This is a genomic window from Paenibacillus sp. HWE-109, from assembly GCF_022163125.1.
Taxonomy (GTDB): domain Bacteria; phylum Bacillota; class Bacilli; order Paenibacillales; family NBRC-103111; genus Paenibacillus_E.
The window spans coordinates 1,822,088-1,844,432 of sequence record NZ_CP091881.1 but is presented as its reverse complement, the minus strand read 5'-3'; the positions used below and the strand labels follow the sequence as shown (position 1 = coordinate 1,844,432).

General features: G+C 47.7%; 14 protein-coding genes. All 14 read right to left on the bottom strand.

Annotated elements, in window-relative coordinates; genetic code table 11:
* Window position 1: 1 nt before the first annotated feature.
* On the bottom strand, window positions 2-931 hold the full coding sequence (locus LOZ80_RS07330; protein WP_238172920.1) for an ABC transporter permease: 930 nt from the start codon (window positions 929-931) through the stop codon (window positions 2-4).
* A 91-nt stretch (window positions 932-1,022) separates the two neighbouring features.
* Window positions 1,023-2,642 (bottom strand): extracellular solute-binding protein, encoded by a 1,620-nt coding sequence (locus tag LOZ80_RS07325; RefSeq protein ID WP_238170813.1) that lies wholly within the window; start codon window positions 2,640-2,642, stop codon window positions 1,023-1,025.
* 218 nt (window positions 2,643-2,860) lie between these two features.
* The gene (locus LOZ80_RS07320; protein ID WP_238170812.1) at window positions 2,861-3,844 is read right to left on the bottom strand and encodes an SGNH/GDSL hydrolase family protein; all 984 of its coding nucleotides are present in this window, start codon (window positions 3,842-3,844) and stop codon (window positions 2,861-2,863) included.
* Window positions 3,845-3,871: 27 nt separating this feature from the next.
* Window positions 3,872-6,316, bottom strand: coding sequence for a hypothetical protein (locus LOZ80_RS07315; protein ID WP_238170811.1), 2,445 nt, complete (start codon window positions 6,314-6,316; stop codon window positions 3,872-3,874).
* Between the two features lie 5 nt (window positions 6,317-6,321).
* Window positions 6,322-8,406, bottom strand: coding sequence for a beta-galactosidase (locus LOZ80_RS07310; protein WP_238170810.1), 2,085 nt, complete (start codon window positions 8,404-8,406; stop codon window positions 6,322-6,324).
* 64 nt (window positions 8,407-8,470) lie between these two features.
* A complete protein-coding gene (locus LOZ80_RS07305; RefSeq protein ID WP_238170809.1) occupies window positions 8,471-9,355 on the bottom strand; it encodes a carbohydrate ABC transporter permease in 885 nt (294 codons plus the stop codon).
* 20 nt (window positions 9,356-9,375) lie between these two features.
* The gene (locus tag LOZ80_RS07300) at window positions 9,376-10,248 is read right to left on the bottom strand and encodes an ABC transporter permease (protein ID WP_443147053.1); all 873 of its coding nucleotides are present in this window, start codon (window positions 10,246-10,248) and stop codon (window positions 9,376-9,378) included.
* A 149-nt stretch (window positions 10,249-10,397) separates the two neighbouring features.
* The gene (locus tag LOZ80_RS07295) at window positions 10,398-12,068 is read right to left on the bottom strand and encodes a response regulator (RefSeq protein WP_238170807.1); all 1,671 of its coding nucleotides are present in this window, start codon (window positions 12,066-12,068) and stop codon (window positions 10,398-10,400) included.
* Window positions 12,069-12,083: 15 nt separating this feature from the next.
* Entirely contained in the window at window positions 12,084-13,886 is a 1,803-nt protein-coding gene (locus tag LOZ80_RS07290) for a sensor histidine kinase (protein WP_238170806.1), read from the bottom strand.
* A 251-nt stretch (window positions 13,887-14,137) separates the two neighbouring features.
* Window positions 14,138-15,847: an extracellular solute-binding protein gene (locus LOZ80_RS07285; protein ID WP_238170805.1), complete on the bottom strand. Its 1,710-nt coding sequence runs from the start codon at window positions 15,845-15,847 to the stop codon at window positions 14,138-14,140.
* Window positions 15,848-16,720: 873 nt separating this feature from the next.
* Window positions 16,721-17,713 carry a Gfo/Idh/MocA family protein gene (locus LOZ80_RS07280; RefSeq protein WP_238170804.1) on the bottom strand — a complete coding sequence of 331 codons (993 nt, stop codon included), beginning with the start codon at window positions 17,711-17,713 and terminating at the stop codon, window positions 16,721-16,723.
* A 24-nt stretch (window positions 17,714-17,737) separates the two neighbouring features.
* Window positions 17,738-18,646 (bottom strand): Gfo/Idh/MocA family protein, encoded by a 909-nt coding sequence (locus tag LOZ80_RS07275; RefSeq protein WP_238170803.1) that lies wholly within the window; start codon window positions 18,644-18,646, stop codon window positions 17,738-17,740.
* Window positions 18,647-18,779: 133 nt separating this feature from the next.
* Window positions 18,780-20,393, bottom strand: coding sequence for a response regulator (locus tag LOZ80_RS07270; protein ID WP_238170802.1), 1,614 nt, complete (start codon window positions 20,391-20,393; stop codon window positions 18,780-18,782).
* 21 nt (window positions 20,394-20,414) lie between these two features.
* Window positions 20,415-22,142 carry a cache domain-containing sensor histidine kinase gene (locus LOZ80_RS07265; RefSeq protein WP_238170801.1) on the bottom strand — a complete coding sequence of 576 codons (1,728 nt, stop codon included), beginning with the start codon at window positions 22,140-22,142 and terminating at the stop codon, window positions 20,415-20,417.
* Between the last annotated feature and the right edge of the window lie 203 nt (window positions 22,143-22,345).

Genomic DNA, 22,345 nt, shown 5'->3' with positions numbered 1-22,345 from the left:
CTCACCATAAACTGCTTTTATTGACTTTGCGGCTAATATAATTCGCGGATATGAGCAGCACGAGATTAATAACGGAGTTAAACAAGCCTACCGCGGAGCTGTAGCTCCACCCGAATTCCAGCAACCCTTTGCGATATACGAAGGAAGAAATAACGTCGGCTGTATCGTAGGTAACCGGATTGTAGAGCAGAATGATTTTCTCAAAGCCTACGTTCAGCAAATTCCCCATTCGCAAAATAAACATGATCGCAATCGTCGGCAGGATGCCAGGCAGCGTAATATGAAGAATTTGCTTCCAGCGCGTAGCTCCATCCATTCTGGCTGCTTCATACTGCTCCTGATCAATGCTCATTAAGGCCGCGATATAAATAATCGACTCCCAGCCAATTCTTTGCCAAATTTCAGACAAAATGTAGATGGAACGGAACAACTGCGGCTTCTGCAGCATCGCTTGTCCATCGTAGCCCATCAGCATGAACAGCCTGTTAATCACGCCGTCTGCATTCGTGAAGTCTGTGATAATTCCACAAATGACGACAAGTGAAATAAAGTACGGCATATATGTGATCGTTTGCGCTACACGCTTGAACATCTTGCTGCGAACTTCATTTATGAGCAATGCCAAAATGATTGGCGCAGGAAATTCGAAAATGAGGGAGTACAGACTGATTACAATCGTATTTTTCAGGATTCGCCAGAAATAATAGCTGCCAAAAAAATCTTTGAAATGAGCGAAACCGACCCATTCACTGCCCAAAATCCCTTTCATGGGCGAATATTCTTTGAAAGCAATCAGTGCGCCGTACATTGGCGCGTAGTGGAAAATAACATAATAGGCGAGAACGGGAATCATCATGATATATAAATACTTATTAAGCATCAAATCGCGCACATATTTATTCGTGCCTGCCTTCGGTTTGCGTGTTTGCATTTGCTGTATCGGCTCAGCCTTCGCCATGTTCGTCGTCACCTCTATTCAAACGGATAGAGAGGGCAGATCGGCCCTCCCTCGTATTCAATTTTTAACGTTTGTTAAAACGGTCGTACGCTGCTTTTTGAATTTCAATCGCGCGGTCTAATTTTAACGATTTCATTTTGGCTAAATACGAATCGAACTGAACGACTTTCTCATTCCCCAGAATGATCTTGAGCGTCATTTCGTCCACCAATGTATTGATATCACTCATAATTTTGGCGTACTCCGTACTTTCCTCCGGTGTTGGGGTAACCGGTGGCAGGTTGTACTTGGCCGCATCTGTTTTCTTCCAAATGTTCACTGCGCTGCGCTGCGTTTCCAAGGTGAAAAACTGCTCTGCATACCGTTTGTCTTGGACGAATGGCCCGTTGTAGCTGCCGCGGGTATACAAGGAGATCGCTTGCGCCGGAGCTAATTTATCCGGGTTTTTGAGCAGCAAATCCGTATACTTCGGATAGCCGTTTTCATCCTTGTAGCTTACACCTTCCGTTCCAAAATTGAAGAACATATGACCCTCATCGCCATATCCATAGTCAAGCAATTTGGCCGTAAGCGCCGGATCTTTGGCCTTCGTCGAGATCGCAACCATACCGCCGGAGTCAAAGGCAGAACCGCGTTGGCCGAATTTAGGCGTATCGCCCTTCTTCACAACCGGGTAAGGTGCCGCGACCAATTGCGCTTTGGGATCTTTGCCCTGAACTAGCGGCTGCCATTTGCCGATACCGCCACCGGCATTCCCGATGCTAGCCCCCGTGGCTCCTGAGGCAAATCCGCCATCGAGTGCTTTGTTGTCCGCTGTGGCAATATTTTTATCCAACAGACCTTCTTGATACCATTGGTGGAATAAGTTCAAATACTCTTTATACCCGCTTTCCGCTGGGCCGAATTTAATCGCGCCATCTTCCAGATAGAAATTGCGGTTGACTCCGAAAGCTCCCAAGAACGCGCCGTTATACGATTCATTGAAGAAACGCGGCTTGCTTACAAAAGAAAGCGGAGCTGCTGCGCCTTTCTTCTCTTTGAACGCTCTTAAAGCTGCTGTCCACTCATCAATCGTCTCTGGAACCGGCAGCCCCAGCTCATCCAACCAATCCTTGCGGATAATAGGTCCCTGGAAAACCTGCAGATAGTCGTCGCCTCGAATAAAAGGGAAGGCGTAATAACTGCCATTATCGGTTTTGATCAATTTGTCGACCTCTGGGTGTTCTTTCAAATACTTTTTCAAATTCGGCGCATATTTATCAAATAAATCATTCAGTTTAAGAATGTAGCCATCCTTAATGGCTTTCTCAGGTCCTCCCGGGAAATCATTCAGGAAGTTATATTCGATCATATCCGGCAAATCCCCGGAAGCCAGCATCACGTTAAGGGCTTCCTTCACTTGACCTGTCGGCGGCGCTGTGAATTTCACCGGCACGCCCGTTTTCTTCTGCCAATCTTGGAAGAAAGGCACCTCGCTATGCGCGGTTTTCACACCGGTTAGATTTCCGTTCATTTCTCCCCAGTAGGTCAGCGTTTTATCTGTTTTCATCGGATACGTTGTTGCTGTCGTCGCAGCAGGCGCTTGTGTATCTGTTGTTGGTTTCGTATCTGCCTGTGAGGAACACGCGATCAGCGTTGATCCCATCATCATGACAGCTACTGTAGAAGCTAGCATTTTCTTCATTCAAATGACCCTCCAAATGTGTAGTAGGAAATGTGAGATGCATCTCTTTCCTAAGACTACGGGATGAGGCCGCCGTGCGATATGAGCAAAAACCGAAAAACCATGCTGATTTCAACATGGCCGATTGACGATTTCGCAAATTTCATGGGTAAAAAAAGAAAGAGCCTTCCCCAAGAGGCCATTTTTCACCTCGAGGAAAGCTCTCTTTTTCGCTAAACCTATACCAAGCTCGACAACGCCTTCGCGTACAAAGCATGTCCGTACTCATTGGGGTGGTTGATGTGATTGATGAGCAGGCTTGCTTGTGATTTGCCTGCCGCCAGCTCTTGGTGCCACAGTTGCTGAACATCAGCAAGCCCTACCTTGTAAGTTTGGGCTAATCGGCGCAGGGCATCCGCATAGTCAGTCACATTCTCACTGGCAAAATGCCACTTAACGTTAGGCAGACAAGGTGTAATTAAAATAATAACAGCGTCTGTCTGCGCTTGAATACGTTCAATCATTGCAGCTACATTCTGTTCATACGCCTGAAGAGGCACACCATTTCCGCCGGATTCGCTCACATTCTGGTCATTCATGCCATAACCGATTGTCACCAAATCAGGGCTAGCTGCGATCACATCCGCTTGCAGACGCTGCAAGCCGCTTGGACTGGCTTCACCACTAATGGCTTTATTCGTCAAAGTTACTTCCGCATGAGGGAATTGCTCCCGCAGATGCTCTCTGAAACGTTCAGCGAAAGTATGGTGCGGATTCAGGATCTCTGCGCCCGCCGAGATGCTGTCACCCAACACAACATAGGAGATAGCCTTTTTATTTTGCAGCTTCTCCCTCCATAGGGCTGACATGCCGCCCGAAGCGACTGCTCCCTCGTTAGGAGCTTCGTAATCGTAGTCTGCATAAACGGTAAACAAACGGTTAGACACGTTGGCAAATTCACGATGGTCAAACTTTGGCAAACCGTAAAGCGGATGCTGCTGCCAATCAGGCAATCGCCCACTCGCTATCCGGGTAAGGGTTCCCTTCTCATAGTCAACCGTATAGTCGATTCCCTCCGTAAATGTGATGGAATCAGGATACGAATCTTCCGGTTGACTTCTAAGGTGAATACGGCCCCCTCCGGAAAGTGGCCAATACCGCATAATTTGCTCTTCCGTTCCAGCGAATACAAATGTTTCTCCAATCTGTCTGCTAATCCCCACTCTGACACACTCCTACTAAATCAATGATTACCAGAGTATATCAATTTTACCTGTAATCCCCTTCAGCAATAAGCGGTCTTGGTGTACGGATCCAGATAAATCCAAATACTCTTTGTCATTCAATCGTACTTCCACAAGCCCGTTCTGTAAAGCCTCTACCGGAGGAAAAACAGTTACATCTGCGTTGCTTAAATGCCAAACCGACAGATTACGATTGGATTGCCTTTTCCATGTTGGAAAGGCTTGATTCTCTCGGCACAGAACTTTCGTTCGGTCTTTTTGCAAGACGAAGATGCGGCACTCCTCATGGAAAGTTCGATCCAAAGCATACAGCCCTGTCGCTCCCCCCAACTGAACCGATTGCCCAGGAAATAAAGGTACCCCTTCCGGCATTCCTAAATGCAATTGCACTGTCGTATCTTGTTTACAGCCAGTGAACCAGAACGCGTTCTCGTGACGCGACACGAAGAAGAGCGCTGCTTGCGAGGACTGATTTTGTTTCTTTTGTGTTATCGCGTATCCAAACACTTGGAGCATGTATCGCAGAAGGACAGAGGAATCATAGCATTCATCTGGTTGGCGCACTGGCAAGTGAGTAACACCGGCAGGTTCAAACGGCAAGGAACCGCGCATCCAGCCCATTCGCCCTTTGTTTACTGCTCTCGATATAGCAAACACACGTTCCCTCCCCTGTTGAGTGGCAGATGCGTGAACCTGCGCATTCGAACCTGCGCGCAAGGTGAGCGCAAGGCCTCCATCACCAATTTCGGCACGATGCCTGAGCAGATGCGCTGGCTCGTTATTGTCCACTTCATCTTGCTTCAAAGAGATATGGAGTTGGAAATCCCCTTCCAGTTCCTCATCTCTTGTAAGTTGCAGCAGTTCCAGCAAGGCAGGTTCGCGGACATCGCCATAAAATAAGACATGAGCGCCCTCTTGAACGAGTTCTTCAATCTCAGAAAGTCGCTCTGCGCTCAACCCCAATGTCGATACAAGCAGCACGGTGCCTTTCATCTTGGCTTTAGCTTCCTCACTCATCATACGGAAAGTATCCGTCCCTAGGACTGTATTCAGGGGCAAGCCTTCATTAATCGCATTGCGAATCAGCCAGTCATGGAAAAATACGCGTCCAGTTGCCTGATTGTCTGCCTTCGCCGTTTCATGAATCTCACGGAACGGATACAGCCATGTGACAAGTCCTGGTTGATCAGGCGCATCCTTGAACGCTTTCTGAATATGTTGAAGGATTTCCGCCGCAGCTTCGCCATCCAGTTCGCCATATTCCGTGTCAATCGTGAGAATTTGAACGACACCAGGCGGCTCAACATCGCCATTCGCATTCACCCTTGCTGCTGCGAGTGGACAATAAATGTCGTGCGGCTCACGATCATAGTAATCCCACCAAGGATTTTGCCAGAACCAAGGGTCGTTGGCATAGAAACGGTAGAAATACGTATCCTTGGGAATCTCCGCTATTTTGGATAAATGCCCCGTTATTTCCAGTCCGAAATCATAGTTAAGCGCTCCCCATGGCGAATTCGGCGCCGGATAGTCGAGATACTCTCTATCATAAAGATCCAGCATGGGAATGTAATCTTTGGCGATATCCATCCCTGTTCCATAATTAGTGCCTCTGATTTCTGTGTGGACGCCAGGACATTCCCGCTTGAAGATGTCCCAAAACGAAAGCATCTTGGACGAAATTTCTTCATAATCAGCAATGCCCAGGTTGGTCCCGTCATAATTAGCACCCAAATATGTCCATGGGAAATACGAAATCGCAAAGCCATTGGAAAACCAGATGTAATCAAAGCCAAGCGCCGGCAAATAATGGTGGCATTGCTTGCCAAGAAACTCGCCGAACGGCAAATCTTCCGGAATGCCATTCGGATAGGCGGCATAGCTGACAGCATCGGATTTCAACTTCGACCAACTGCACACAACGGTGTAGTGTGATTTCAGATTTACATAAGTTCCGCCGAGCTCTGCGCGATTAATTTCTGGATGGTCCTTATATTTGAAATCCGAGTAGGCAAATTCCGGTCCGGCATCGAAGGTGGCTCCAACCTCCATCTGCAAGCCATACTGCTGCTTAGCAATCCGCTTAATTGAGGCAATTACCCGCTTGAGATCCCCGTATGTGAAGGAAACTGGCGACTCCGTATAGCGCTTGGCAATATGGGGATCATTTGAATCAGACACATGACTGAACATTTCTTCATTTGCGAAGCCAATATACCGCGCCCACTCGAATGGCTGTTCCAAATCATCGTTCCATGTGAGAATTTCACTGCCGTCGGAAACCCAGAGCAGCATCGAGGCGGTTTCCGCCATATCGAGCAGCGGCTGCCACTGGCGAAGAGCTTCTGCAATCACAGCGTCAATCGCCGATGGTTCTAGACTTTTGAACGGTTTCAGGCTCATTTCCAGTGAAGCCCGTTTGAGCTTCTTGTTTGTAGGATGGGTAGGCATTTCCTTCATCTCCTTGGACCTTGTTGTTGAAAAAAGAGAACTGTCACATCTTCCTGCGCAATCTGCCACGGCAGCGTCTCACTTGCTTGCACTCGCAAGACCGACGCTTCCCCCGTCTTCGTAAGACTCTTGAGTTGACCTGCTACGGCAAACGACAGGTTGGCCGTCGTTTCAAGTCCCTTATTCATAATAATTAAGATCACGCCTTCGGGATGCTCTAATGTTCTCATCCTCAAATCCGCATGGCTGTTCGCCAGCCTGACAGTTCCATCGATGCGCTTACCCGCGTGCTCTTGAAGCAGGGACAACAAGCGGACATCTGGTTTAGCAAAATAGTGTTGGAAAAAGTTGGTGCCTATCCGAATAACTTGGCCACCTGATCCGCATTCCTCTTTGACCATGGCCGCACTTCCATCTGTGAATCGCCCCCAGACCTCAGCGCTACCCAGCGGTTCAAGCGGCAGCCGATAAAACCAACCCGGCCATTCGCTGCCATGAAGTCCAGTAATGCTAAAGGATTCTCCATCTGTCACAATATCCTTGAATTGAGCTCCGAGCAGTTGGGATGCTTCAAGCATCGTTGCCGGATCCAATTTGCCATTGCGGTCTTTCATTCCGATCAATCCATCGGCGATTAACAAACCGCCACGACTTACATAAGCCCTGAGCACTTCTATTTCTGCCAATCCAAGCACAATTGTATTCGGCAGCACAAACACCTGGATCGCCTCCGGTATCCCCTCATGTACCAACCGATCTTCATTGATAAAGATGACTTCCGCAGACAGGTCGGAGAACATGAGGTACGCGCCTGCCAGCGCATCCGCATACATATTGACATTGCGCGGATTGCCGGGGTCATGACCAGTGCCTTCAACAGCGCCGAGCGCCCAGGAGGCTTCCGAATATAGCACCATGACATGCGCTGCTTCGCTTCTGCTCAGATCGAACAATGGCTGATGCTCCGCAATGACGCCAGCCGCTTCCTTCACGGCCTCGAGCCTTGGCGATGAACCGCCCCACGGGTTCAGAAGCGCCCATTCCCCTGCTTCGTAGCCCGAGTTCCGGGCATTGAAACACCAGAAGACAACGGCTTTGGCCCCGCTGCCCAAGCCCTCCCAGATCCATTCGCGGATAACCTCCTTGGATGGTGTGTATGCCTGGCCAGCGGAGTATAAGGTCAGCCCGCCCTGAAGCTCTGTGACCCAGAACTTTCCGTCCGGGTGGCGCGTTGCGCTCTTCATCAAGTCGGCGAAGAAAGCGACCGACTGCCCCCACCTCTTCTCCGGAAAGCGCAGCGAATGCCACATCGGATGCGCCGAACAACCAAGGAAATCAACGACCTCACTCTGCTGCCAGATGGATTGTCCCCCGCCTTGCATCTCAGCCCCAAGATTATGAGGATTAATGTGGACCTCGTGGCTAGAGCCATTTTCCCGAATAACATCCCGGATCCAAGCCAACTGCTGATTCATGTTGTACACAGAAAACCGCGACCAACTGAGCCGTTCGGCAAAAGATTGAAACGGCTGCGCATTCAGCTGACTCCCCTCATCGTCATCCGCTGCCAACGCCTCGAAGCTTTCGTATTGTGTATACGAAATTTGATTATAGGCTTCGATCGTATCGAAGTTCTCCCGGATGTACCTTGCATAGGCCTCCATAGCAAATTTGCTCTTGGTTATATAACGGGTAGGCTCGTTCCACAAAATCCAGGAGTCAAGCGCAGGATGATTCCCATAACGCTGAGCGATCTTCTCCACATAGCCGCGTGCTTTGGTTTGGTAGGCTGGATCATCCAAATCCGAGACAGATTGCGGGCCATCGGTCAATTTCATCCAACCGGGAGGACTGACCGACATCAGCGTGGGAACGACCTTCAGCCCACATATTGAAGCTTCATCCAAACAAGCATCATAGGACCCAAATTGCCATTCCCCTGCTCGCGGTTCCACCTGTTCCCAAATCATAAACAGCCGAATCACCGTCAGACCGTGTTCCTGCATGCTTCTTACCCATGCTCTCACCGCTTCTTCTGTATCATCTTTGTTAATAAATAATTGACTGCCTATTCGCAAGGACTCGCCCATCTTGTCTAACTCCCTTTCGCTTTCTCCCTAATGCCTTATTCACCAATGATTTATTCGTTCTGGCTTATTCCTTCACACTGCCCAAAATAATCCCTTTCGTGAAATACCGCTGCAAGAAGGGGTAGATGACCAATATCGGTAAAGCGCCCAAAAATATTTGCGCTGCGCGAGCCGTTCGATCAGAAATCAAACTGAGTACTTCCAAGTCGGTGTTGCTTTTAATTAACGTGTCCAGTCCAACAACAACCGTGTACAAATAGCTCTGAAGCGGATAGTTAACCGGCGTATTCATGAATAAAATACCGTCAAACCATGCATTCCAATGCGATACGGTGGCAAATAAGGTGAGAGTCGCCAAGGAAGGCGTTGACAATGGCAGGTAAACGCTCCATAATGTGCGCCAAGCACCGGCTCCATCAATTAAAGCAGCCTCCTCTAGTTCCTTGGGCAAAGCACGGAAAAAATTTAATAAAATAACCACATTATAGACTGGAACAGCATGAGTAAGGACCAAAGCCCAAATCGTGTCCAGCATACCAAGTGACCGCATAGTCATGTATAACGGAATAATGCCTCCGCTAAACAGCATCGTAAAGACGAAAATCCATACATAAATCGTTCTGCCTTTGAATTTCCCAGCTTCTTTGGACAAGGGATAGGCCACCAGAATGGTCAAAACCATATTGATAACCACGCCCAGGAACACTCTTTTGACTGAAATGAAAAAAGAAGTCATGAATTCCGGTTTCTCGATAATAAATTGGTACGACTTCCATGTAAATTCCACAGGCCAGAACGTAACAGACCCCGTAGCTACCGCATTATTTGAGCTTAATGACATCGCTAGCAAATGAATTAATGGCAGCACGCAGAGGACAGATATACCAATCAGAAACACATAGTTCACAACAGTAAAGCTTCTTAATGCCCATGAGGCACTCTTGCTCATCACGATCTTCCCCCTTCTGCTCAAAAAATGCGATAGTTAGCAAAGCGATAAGCCAATACATACGAAACGGAGATAAGAATTAAGGAAACAAGCGATTTGAATAAACCAACAGCTGTCGCAACGCCATACTGAGCATCGACCATACCGATCCGATAGACGAAGGTGTCGATAATATCTCCGCTTTCATAGACCACTGGACTATACAGGTTAAATACTTGTTCGAAGCCCGCATTCATCACATTGCCGATACTGAGTGTAGCCAGAAGCACGATAATGGGCGCCATTCCCGGCAGCGTAATATGGAGAATTTGTTTAAACCGGTTCGCGCCATCCATGGTCGCTGCTTCATAAAGCGCGGGGTTAATGCCCAGGATAGCGGCCAAATACACAATCGTGCTGAAACCAAACTCCTTCCACTCGTTGGTCACAACAAGCGTGAAGGGAAACCAGTGATTGCTCCCGAGGAAGAAGATCGACGGCAAGCCGAGTGCGCGCAGGGCGGCATTCACGATCCCATCTTTGGGCGAAAGCACATCGAGCAAGATCCCGCTCAGAATGACCCACGATAGAAAGTGCGGCAGGTACACCAACGTCTGAATCAGCCTTTTGAAAACTTCTTTGCGCACCTCGTTGAGCAAGATCGCAATGACAATGGGCACTACGAGTCCAACAACAATTTTCATGAACGCAATATAAATGGTATTCCACAGCACGCGGTAGAAATCGGGCAGTTCCAATAGATAACGGAAGTTATCCAAACCGATCCATTTGGAATGAAACAACCCTTGCGTAGGCATGAATTTCTGGAAGGCAATAACGATGCCAGCCATCGGATAATACTGAAAAATAAGGATTGCTGCCAATCCGGGAATGAGCATCAAATGCAAGGGCATCTGCGCTTTCCATTTTAGTCTGTTCACATCTTTTCCCCCTTACCGGATGAAAAAAGAGGCTGGAATCGCTCCAACCTCTTCCATATATTTATTATAAAATCAACGGGCAGGCTTGCGATACGGGACATTATTGCGGGTCTTGCCTTATTTTAACCAGTTAATATGGTATCCCGGTACACCTGTGGAGTGATGCCCGTTATCTTCTTGAACAGCCTTGTAAAATAGGGGGCAGATTCCAATCCGACGAGTGCGGCAATCTCATGAATTTTATGCTCGCTTGTCATTAACAGTGTCTTCGCCCGTTGAATGCGCACCTCGGTAATATAATCGAGCAGCCCTTGACCTGTGGTCTGTTTGTACATCCTCGACAAATAAGGGGGACTGAGATACACAAGCTCTGCCAGGCGTGTCAACGACAGTTCTTCTTGCAAGAAGGCATGGACGTAATGATGAATTTGGCCGATCATATCGCTTGTGCGCTCCGCTTTTTTTAGTCCGTTGTAGTCCGCCAGAGATAGACCGATTCCTGCCAAATAGTGCACAGCAGCGAGCGGATTGTTATGCAGAAAAGGATTCACTAGCTCTTCGATTCGAAACGAACCCCCTAGCTGCGGCATCAAGTGCCGTTTGTTGATGTACGTCAGCAAAAAAGCGGATAAATGCGAGAACGCTTCATATCCGAGTGCCTCTCCAGAGGAACTGGTCGCCAGCAGGCGAATCGCATCTTCGAGTTCCGTAAACAGATGATCGCAAGCTTCCTTTTCCCCGTTATCCAAATATGCTTCCAGTAATTCCAGCTTCCGCAATTGAATGCGCAGATCCTGCTCGTCATAGAAATCACGACTGGACCGCAGCTCTTCCTTGTTCGCATTCGGCTGCTCCGTCAGCAGCATCTCATGCCCCTTCCCTACACCGTAGGCCAACTGCAGCTTGAGCTGCTCTATGCGCTGCATCAAAGACTCCCAGCTGCAGAAGCTGGAGGCCAGCATCAAGGAGACCGGCACCTTGAGCAGCCGACGGCAAGCGGCCTGAATGAGTTCAGCCCCACCAGCAAGCGAACGGAGCGCTTGTTCTTGCAGCGGCTGATTGTCCGCAGGAGCGGTTGGCTGCACGAGCCAAATAAACCGATTGCGATCATACGGCAGCGCGATGAGCGCAAGCGACCCTTTCAAATATTCCTCGGCAATATTATGAACGGAATAGAACAGCAGCGATTGATCCGCAGGAGCGGCGAATGATCCCCACTCATCCATGCGTCCAATTGCGAGCAAGACAGAGCGGCTTGCATCCAAGCCGATCGAGAGCTCCTCGAAGCGGCGAACCCGAACGGGCAGCACTTCTGTCTCGCCATGAATCAACTGCAGCAAATAGTCTCTGCGGATCGTCGGCAAAGCTGTGCGCAGCTGATCTCTGGACCGCTGCAGAATCTCTTCGCGGTCAATTTCCAGCGCAATATCCTGAATCGCCTTCTCCACAGCGTGAATAATCGCTTCATCACCCTCCGTTTTGAGAACAAAATCAATCCCGCCTTTGCGAATCGCCGTCTGCGCATAGGAGAAATCGTCATAGCCCGTAAGGAAGATAATGCGGCATCGCGGCCACCTTTTTCGCGTTATGTCGGCAAGCTCCATTCCGCTCATCCCTGGCATCCGGATATCCGTCAGCAGGATATCCACTTTGCCGGCTTCCATTTTCTCCAGCGCTTCCTTCCCTGAGTGGGCTTTGACAATTTCAAACTCCATTTCCTCCAGTTCCAGCAATGTTTCTGTCAAATAGTGCACGGCCAATGGCTCGTCATCAACAATCATCATCGTCAACATGGGATCACGTCCTTCTTAATCATGGTTCATCATGGTGTTATCTGAATAGGAGAACGGAATGCACACGGAGACAATTAATCCCCCACCCTCTCGGGATGCTAGGTGAACCCCCGCTTTATCGCCGAATCTCAGCCGCAATCTGCGGTGCACATTCAACATTCCGGTAATTTCTTCGGAAGCATCCTCATCGAGCATTTTGGCTTTGTAAGTCCGCAGCTCTTCCTCCGTCATACCTTGTCCGTTGTCTTCCACATGAATAGCGACTAAAGACATTCCGTCTTCCAGTTCACTATGAGTCGCATAGACGCGAAGATGGCGATCCGTATGATCCAGATCAAAGCCATGATGATAAGCATTTTCTACTATTGGCTGCAAAATAAGTCTAGGCACGATGATCATCTTGCACGCTTCCGGCAGCGGATCCATGGTGAACGTGATCCGATTCATATAACGGATTGTTTGGATCTCGGCAAATGCACGCACATGACTCAGCTCTCGTTCCAACGGCACCTCTTCGCTGCCATTGCGCGTCATATACTGGAAATAATCACCCAGAAACTTCGTAAACCGTGTTGAATTATCAAAGTCATGCGCTTTCGTCATTCGATACAACAAATAAAAGCTATTGTATAAGAAATGAGGGTTGATCTGCGATTGCAGCTGCTTGAGTTCGGATTGTTGGGCGCGAATTTTTTGTTCATAGATTTCAAAAATCAGTTTTTTCAAATGCGCCACCATATTATTAAATTGTTCATATAAATAATTGAATTCATCGCTGCTTTTGTAAGTTAACTCGACTTGCAAATCACCGGATTCCACTTTGCGGAAAGCCCGAACAAGTCTGCTGAGCGGCCGATGGATAATCCGATATACATAATAGGAGAACAAAACAATTACAATTAATGCAATAAAGGAAATGAGCCACAGATAGATTTGGTAATGCTCAAGCGGTCCCATGACAGCCTTTTCTGGAACAAAAGCCAATACGGTAAGGTCTAATGAGGACGAATAAGCAGCAACAGTCAGCAGTCTCTGCTTGCCAACCGTGACAATGTGATTCTCAACTGGAGTCGCTTGAGAGGGATGATCACGCCAGGTTGTCATGCTTTCGCGGACCGTTTTGCTAATGATCGCGTACGCTTCGTTATTTTGCGTATTGACGAGGTCCCAGTCGTCTTTCACGATGGCAGCACCGCCAAGTTCATAACTTGAAATTTGTGTGAGGTACTTTTGCATAGCCGGAATGGATAACTCCAGTTCCAGCACGAACACCGGATCGCGTCCATCTATCAACTGATTGCTCGGATAATATTCTCTCATATATAAGCGATCGTCATCGAGGTAAAAAAGCCCTTTGTGCAAAGAGGTGGCATCCCGTTTCAACGCATCCAGCCGATCTCTGGGCAGTGTTCCTGCCAGTTCTTCTGATGAAATGATTTTGTTGATCGGCGGGATATAGACACTTGCCTTGGCTATATAAATACTCGATTCCTTCAAGAGTACAAGTCGCTGCTGAAAGCGTTTGACCGTGACCAACTTCTGATATTCCGTCAAGCTCTCAGGCGTTACACTCAGAGATACCAGGTCCTCATCATTCACATATTGACGCTGGATGCGGCCCATCCGGTCAATTTCATTTTCCAGCGAAGTTCGATAGAACTGGATCTGCGATTGCAGTGATTTGGAAATTTCATTGCGGACAAGCTGTGCTCCCCATTCATTAATACGGGTTCCAATCACATACATGGGTGAGATTACGATTAAAAAGGTCAAGATTAATTTGCCAAGTATCGAAAATCGTCTTTTGCCCAAGTTCATGCGGTTAACCCCTCACCTGTTCGTCCTAATTTTCACTATACAAAAGATTGCTTCCGTTGGATATAATACAGCCTCCTTATGACAATAAAAAGCAAGTAAAACAAAAATGTCTCGTATCCGCTTCACGAAGCCTCAGTCAACGGAACGACGATTCGTTATTAGAGGATCTACGATCCCTCTGGTGTCGAATTTGTCTGGTTGGTGAAAAAAACCAGACCCCCAAGCTCAGCTTGAGGGCCTTCTCTTCACAACTATTTGTTCTTCGCATACCAATCGTTGACTTCTTGATCGATCTTATCGCCGCCCAACTTTTTGTACTCATCGGCGAATTTGTCAAACTCATCAATGGAGGAGTCGCCCATGATGATTTTAGTGAATGTCTCTGCGACTTTTTTCTTGAGTGTCGGCAGCTTCTCCGACATGGTCGGCGTTGCAGGAGCTAGAAACAGATTATACTGGCCAAGCTTCGCTTTGTTGTATTTGTCGATGACACTGTAGGAGCCGCCTTCGCCCATAACAAAATTACCACCCCACTGGGAATCATCGCCAGCAAGATATTTTGACACACGGTCGAAATGAATGCTTGCCGGGAAGCCGAGTTTGCTTCCATCGCCAGCTTTAATTGCTGCTTGCACCAAGCCAAAAGCCTCCAGGTTCAAGTTAAGCGGATCGAGTGAAACTGGCGCATATTTGGCTGGCATAATACCGGTTTTGGTGTCGGTAATAAACGGATTTGGATCCGGTGCATACGATTTTTCATAGAAACGATTTGTATAAATATTCGCTAAATTAATCGCTGCTTCCGGATGTTTTGCCCCTTTTTTAACCACATAGAAGGTATTAGCTGTATCATACAACTGCGGTATAGCCGGTTTGCTGTCAATGGACAACAGCGGGAATGCTTTCCACTGGGCTTTAGGGTCTTTCGTATGGTTTTCCTTCTGGATGTATCCGGCATCAGAAACGTAACCGTAAGCTAAACCAACACGGCCAGCCGCAACGTCTTCTTGAATTTTGGCCGGCGGCTTAACGCCAAACTCCTTATCGAGTATGCCGTCTTTATACAATTCCTGAAGCTTCTTTAGTGGCTCCTTGAGTTCCTTCTGAACAGATCCATAGACAATCTTACCAGCTGCATCTTTGATGAAAATATCGGTAAAAGCATGATAGCTGTTAAAGAAACCGCGCAGCGAGCCATGTCCGTAGTCGAGGAAATCTTTGTTGACCGCGAGTCCGATTGTATCTGCTTTGCCATTGCCGTCTGGATCTTGCTTGGCAAATGCCGTAGCGATTTTGAATACATCATCCATCGATTGCGGCTCAGGCAGGTTCAGTTTCTTCAACCAATCGGTACGAACATAGAGCATTTCTGCTGTACTGACACCCCCGTTACTAAACGTATGCGGAATGCCCAGCAGCTTGCCGTCAATCGTAGCTGCCTTTAAACCAATGCCTTGGTCTTGACTCATTAAACTCTTCAGAAACGGAGTCGAGTACTGCTCCCATACTTTGGTTAAATCCTCCAGCATCCCGGCATCTGCAAGACGCTTCATTTCTTCCTTATTCACCTCGAGGAAATCCGGAATATCGCCGGAAGCAATCGAAACGTTCAATTTCTGATGATATTGCGTACCATCCACCGACCACACATTCTTGACTTTGATTCCGTAATCCTGTTCAAAAATTTTCGTCCAAATATTACTGTCAATGGAATCCCCTGCAGCATACTTGAATGAAGCATCCACCGAACGTACTGTCGTTACTTCAATAGGCGGATCATACTTGGTCATAGGCTTAACAGCAACCTCAGTTGTCGGTTTAGCAGTCGTACCAGCAGCAGCTGCTGTAGCTGCAGTTGAAGCCTCCGGCTTATCGGCAGAATTACTGCAAGCGCTCGCGATTAACGATAACAGCATGATGGAACCTAGCGATACGGCGCCGTATTTTCTTCCTTGTTTCATTGCCATTTCCCCCTCGTTTGCCTATTCATATTGGATACGCTCTCATTATAGAATTTCACGAGCCTGACTCGAAACAGGACATTCTTGCGAACCTTGCCTTTTTTTATTCATTTGTCTTTATCATCGCGGATTGTCGCATAGAACGCAATATAGCCAAGCGGCTTCACCGCCCTGAGAGATCACCACTTCAAAGCGACAACTCCTACCGAGAGGAACTACAGTACGCTATTTAGGCAAATTGCAGGGTTGCGAGGGTCATAGCGGAACTACAGGGTCTTATTTCCTCGAAAAACGCTGGATTTCCCGTGAAACAGTAAAATAGCGGACTGTAGTTCCCTCAACCTAGCAAAAATGCCGCTTTTTTCTAAAATAGCGTACTCTAGTTCCCTCCCATAGCGCAAGACGACAGGGGACTCCTCGATCACCCAAAACATATAAATGATAGCACAAAAAAAGCCTTTTCTCCCCTTTAACGGGAGAAACGACTTCTTTTGTGCCTGAACAACAAGCTGCTATTGCCGGCTAGCCTGCCAACCTGCCAACCTGCCTGCCTGTCTGTCTGTTTGTCTGCCGGCCGGCTAACCCGTCCATCTATCTGTCAGTCTGTCGGCCGCCTAACCTGTCTATCTGTTTATCTGTTTGTCTGTTTATCTGTCTGCCTGTCTGCCGGCAGACCTACCTATCTACCTATCTATCTACCTATCTATCTACCTATCTATCTACCTATCTACCTATCTACCTATCTACATCTACCTATCTACATCTACCTATCTACATCTACCTACCTACCTACCTATCTATCTATCTATCTATCTATCTATCTATCTATCCTCTGTCCATCAACCTGCAGTAGACAAAGCTACCCGTTCACACTTAGCTTTTCTCAACAATTTGCTCCAGGCCTGTTTCAGCGGAACGATACACAGCCTCCAGTGCAGCGATAACCCCTCGCGCATAGGCAGGTGAACAGCTTGTTTCACTGCGCTGTTGTATAGCTGTGAGCAAATCCATATACTGCAATTCGAAAGGGGGGATGCTATCTCCAATATCCACTTCCTCATACGGTCCCCCCCGGCTGATCCATAAACTGTCACCCGTCATAAGTTTCAACATGCCTCCGGTGAAAATCAATTCCGTTTCGTTGCGGGAAGCGCCCAAATAACCGGATTGCGAAATAGTCGCAGGAATTCCGCTCTCCAGTTCCAGGTAAATCAGCCCGCTTCCTTCAACATTCCCGCGAGTTCCATGGAAGCTGGCCGATGCCCTTAATTTGTTTACGGCTTGATCAGTGAGCCACTGAATTTTATCGAGTGAATGTGTACCTAGATTCGCTAAAATACCACCGCCCGACTTCTCTTTCTCAAGAAACCATTGTGGTCGGGATTCATGGAAATAATTCGTGTGGCGCACATCATTAATCATTACCAAGCTCCCGAGCTCTCCGCTTTGGAGGATGCTTTTGGCAACTCTATTTTCCGCTATATAATGCTGGGTATGGCCGACCAGAAGGCGAATATCCGCCTTGCGCGCGGCTTCAATGATGTCGTCACACTCCGCAACGGACAGTGCCATTGGTTTTTCCAACATCAAATGGCAGCCTCGTTCAGCCGCATAAATAGCCGCCTCTCTGTGCAAAAAATGCGGCAATGCAATGACCACAACGTCCGGCTGTTCCGTGTCTATCATTTCTTTATAGTCACCATACGCCTTAATATTGTAGCTTTGCGCGATTTCCTCGGCTTTTTTGAGATGGATATCTACGACTGCACAAGCCACGAAGCCATTCGTTTTCTGGATCGCGTCGAAGTGATTTTTGGCAATAATTCCCGCGCCAAGCACCGCTACACTTAATTCTGCTTTTTGCATAGGTGTCCCTTCTTTCTGTTAACTTTATAAAATGACCGGTCGGCCGGATTCACGACTTTCATTAGCCGCCTCCAGAAACCGAATAATTTGCAGCGTTTCCGCTAGCTCAATATCCGCTTTTTTCGTAACGAACATGCTCATAATCTGCTCAAGCAAGCTGGCATAATACGATTTGGGATGCCCGTAGACATCGATGAATTGTGTCTTCTTTTCCCGATGCAGCAGTGCCCCAAAATCCGAATTCCCTTGACGATTCCCACGAATCGTACCGATAGCCCCATTTTCCCAGAGGCCTGTAATTACATCATGATGCTCATTCGATACGGCAGAAACCTGCACGCAACCTGAACCCAACGCTCTATACAGCATTTCCACCGTATGAATCCCGTACCAGAATACACCGGGCTGCGTAGCTTGCAAGGCCATTGGGCCATAGCAGTCCATCCCAATAACAGGGCCATGCTCGGTTGTTAGCAACGCCTCCGTAAAGCTCTCCGCATAACGAAGCGCCGAACAGCTCATCAGCGGCACCCCATGCTTATGAGCTAAATCAGCTATCTCTCTCGCTTCCCGAGAAGAAAGAGCAAAGGGCTTATCAATGAAAGTCGGTTTGCCGTAAGGGGCAATACGGCGAAATTGGTCCAAATGAATGCGTCCATCCACTGACTCTAGCAGAATCGCATCGCACGTCTCCGCAACTTCTTCCAAGGAATCAACGATTTTGACGCCAAATCGATTGCGTACTTGTTCGGTAAAGCCTTCCACACGGGAGTAACTCATCTCAAAGTCAGGCGAAACCTCGGAATAGGCGACGATAACTTCTCCGCCTGGTATATGATAAGTATGGTTCTGGTCATGCAGCAATTCGGTAAATGCGACTACATGCGATGAATCCAGACCGATAAGGCCAATTTTCAGCTTTTTCTCCGACATCAGTTAATCATTCCTTCCTTCATCTATGTATATTTTAAATAGTAAATCTATTAAAGACAAGTCTTTAAGTAGTCCTTTTGTTTTGTTAAAAGCACAAAAACCGTCATAGTGAACATGACGGCGCTATCAACAGCTATCCTTGTTTATTCTTGTATTGTGTCGGCGTACTGCCTGTATAGCTTTTGAACAGCTTGCAGAAATAACGATAATCAGAAATGCCAACGGCCCCGGATACTTCGTAAATCTTCATTGATGTCCGTTCCAGCAGTTCACTCGCTTTGTCCATCCGCACACGGTTCAAGTAGTCAGAGAAGTTCTCTCCTACTTCCTGTTTGAACATCTGGCCTGCATAGGATGGATGTAGTTGGACCAGCTTCGCAAGCTCTACGACCTGCACATCCTCTTTGTAGTGCTCGTGAATGTACCGGCACATCAGTTGGATCTCTTTGCGGACCGTCACGGGCGGATGCAGCCGTTTATTGAACCACTCCCTAATATCCTGGATGATTGCGCTCCACCATTCTTGATAGGCAGCCCACGTTTCCAAGCGGTCAATCTCCGTTAAGCGTGCAATTGCCGATTCCGGGAGACTCACAAGTTCAGGTTGGAGGATTTGCTTTGTCACACGAACCAAATCTGCCGGGTGGATCGGTGGATCGGCAAGCTGCCTCATCACGGACACACTTTCCTGAAAAGCTTCTGCATTTTCACGCTGCAAAGCCTTGACCGCATTGGCCGTCCAAGTTCGAATCAGTTCAGGTTCCAGTCTCCGCAGCGCGATCCCCAGTTTGCCGACAATGTCGGAATCGGGCTTATAGAAGTAGGCTGCCAATCCATCTATGCCTTCACGCAAGCATTCCGCAATGCACGTTGCGGTTACTGATTGCTTGCCAAGATCCTGCACATGTCCGACATGAACAAAACTTTTGATCGATGAAATGCCTTGCAAAACCTTCCGCACAGCCAATGCTAATTGGTTCAAATGCAAAATCGTGATCTGCTGCTTAGATCCAATAAGAAGGAGCAGGCGATTATGCCGGATTGGAAAAAGGAGGAACTTTCCGGCTTCCCAGGCCATTTGGGTATCCGCATTGGCTTCGAGCAATTTACCTATTTGTCTTTGCAGCTGAACAAGATCCTCGTCCGAAAGTTGTTCAGCCTCCTTACCGACAGACGCGCGCCATCCAATCGTCAATCCCGCTGCATAACTTACTGGCTGCATGCCAATCAACCATTCCCCGGGCATTGGAGGGATGTTGACGTTGCGGTAATCAGAGACAAGGCGGTCTGTCCATTGCCGCTTCTTCACCCACATTTGCTCCCGAGCAAGCTCTAACTGCATTTCCAATTTCTGATCGACATCCATCTCTTGCACAATATCTTCAGCCACCTTGCGGCAAGCTTCGAGGATTTGTTCCGGTGTCTGTGCCAGCTTAATTAAATAATTATCGATGCCAAGGCCGATTGCTTTGCGGGCATATTCGAATTCACCATAGGCGGTCAGAATAACAATCCGGACTCGAGGCCATCGCTTGCGTACATAAGCAGCGAGCTCCAAGCCATTCATATTCGGCATCGTAATATCCGTAAGCAGCAAATGGGGCAAATCTCGCTCCATCATGGCTATTGCCTCTTCCGCGCCAGAAGCCGCCCCCATGAAAACAAACCCCGCATCAGACCAAGGAATCCGCTCAGAAAAGCGTTCGCGTATCCATGATTCATCATCGACCATTAACAATTTTAACATGACACTCACCTCTTCACCCTATCAAGTCTCTAACTGCTCGTTTATCGGAAGATCAATCGTCACGGTAAGTCCCTCATCTTGCTCGTTATAGAAGTGCAGCCCATAAGGATAACCGAAGGTCATGCGAATTCGTTCCTGAACATTGCGCAGCCCCAGATTATTCAATCCTTTATGCGGATTGGTCGAGCTGGCTTCCTCCGTCAACAAGGTCAGTTGATCGGGATCGATACCTGGGCCGGTATCGGAGACTTCCAACGTCATGGCATCCGCTCGCCCTTTTTTTCCCGAAACAATGATATGGTTGACCCCCTTCTTCGTTAACCCGTAAAAAATACTGTTTTCAACCAGCGTAATCAAGGTTAACTTAGGAATCGACGTCTGCATATATGCTTCCGGTACGGCAACGTCCATCTCGAATACATCGCCATAGCGCAAACTCATAATCTGGGCATAATTGTCCAGCTGCTGCAGTTCGTCCTCTACCGTTACGATATCCCCGACCTTATCGGTCGAATACTGCAGCAATCCCATCAGTGAACGAATCATTTCGCACATTTTCTCCGTCTGCTCGGTTTCCCCAAGGCAATAAATAGCATTCAGCGTATTATTCAAAAAATGGGGGTGAATCTGAGATTGCAGCACCTTCAATTCATGATGCCGTTTCCTCTCTTCCGCTTCCCGCAAATCATCAAATAAAGATTGAATATCATCCATCATCCCATTGAAGCCGTTAGCAATATGCGTAAACTCATCGTTGCGTTTAAGCGTAATCCGAGCTTCCAGTTCCCCCCGCGCAGCGGCTTTGAATTGCCGGGTGATGGCTGTCACCGGTTTGCGAATATAGCTCGTTATCCAGACGGATACGATAATCGCCAGGATAATCGCCATGAGCAGCACAAGCACCAATTGACGCTTCAGCGAATCCAGCAGCGGGAAGGCTTGCGACTCTTCAATGACGGAATAGACGACCCAATCCCAGCGATTCTGATTGCTGCTGAGCACCGTATAATTGCCATACGAGGTATGAATCTCATTATACGAAGAGCCCCTCTTCTGGGTCAGCTCGTGCAAGGCTTCCTTCATTTCCAAATGATCCTTAAACATCTTCGGGTAATCCAAGTACGTATTGGTTGATAAATATTCCCCATGTCCTGTAAACAAATAGATGCGCCGCTGTTCACCCTGGATAATCTGCGGTCCTGTAAGCGCACTCAAATTTAAATCCAGCGCAATAACGCGGTTGCTGTCAATTTGCTTAGACACGGTAATAACTGAACGTTCACTACTGGTGTACGCTGGACTCCACCAGAAACCAGTTTTGCTAGTCTGGGATTTAATCTCCTGAATGCGATCTGGCGTTATGTAGAAACGATACCCGTAAGGGGAACTAATCTTCACTTTATCGTATTCAATCAGATAGATACTGTGGATTTGGTCTTGATGGTACGTCATGATATTATCAATCAGCGCGGTGTAGTCGGACTCATCCATTTTATTGTATAAAACAGGGTTGGCTAGAAAAATCAATTGACTCTGCAAAGAGTTCATTAGAGTTTTGATATAATTTTCGACTTGGACGACAGAAGCTTGCAGCTCCTTTTCATTGTTTTGCCGGATTGGGTTGAACAACCGTTGGTATCCAAAGGCACCGATGAACAGAAACACGATGATGACAGACAAAAAAGTAAGAATAAACAACTTCGTACTGACGCTGGAAGTAAATCTCGTTCCTGTTAGCCGTCGAATCATGCAAGATCACCTCTTATGCGATTCCTCTTTTTTCAATTATAGCATGGTCCTTAGGATCGATTATAGGTCCAGTAGAAATGCGAAACTAGTAGACGTTTTCAAGAAACTGTGTGTGGATTCAAGATTCGCCTCAAAAAAGGTTTGACAGTCCATTTACGATCGCATACCATTTGAATATGATCCAGATAAGAACCAATATTTCC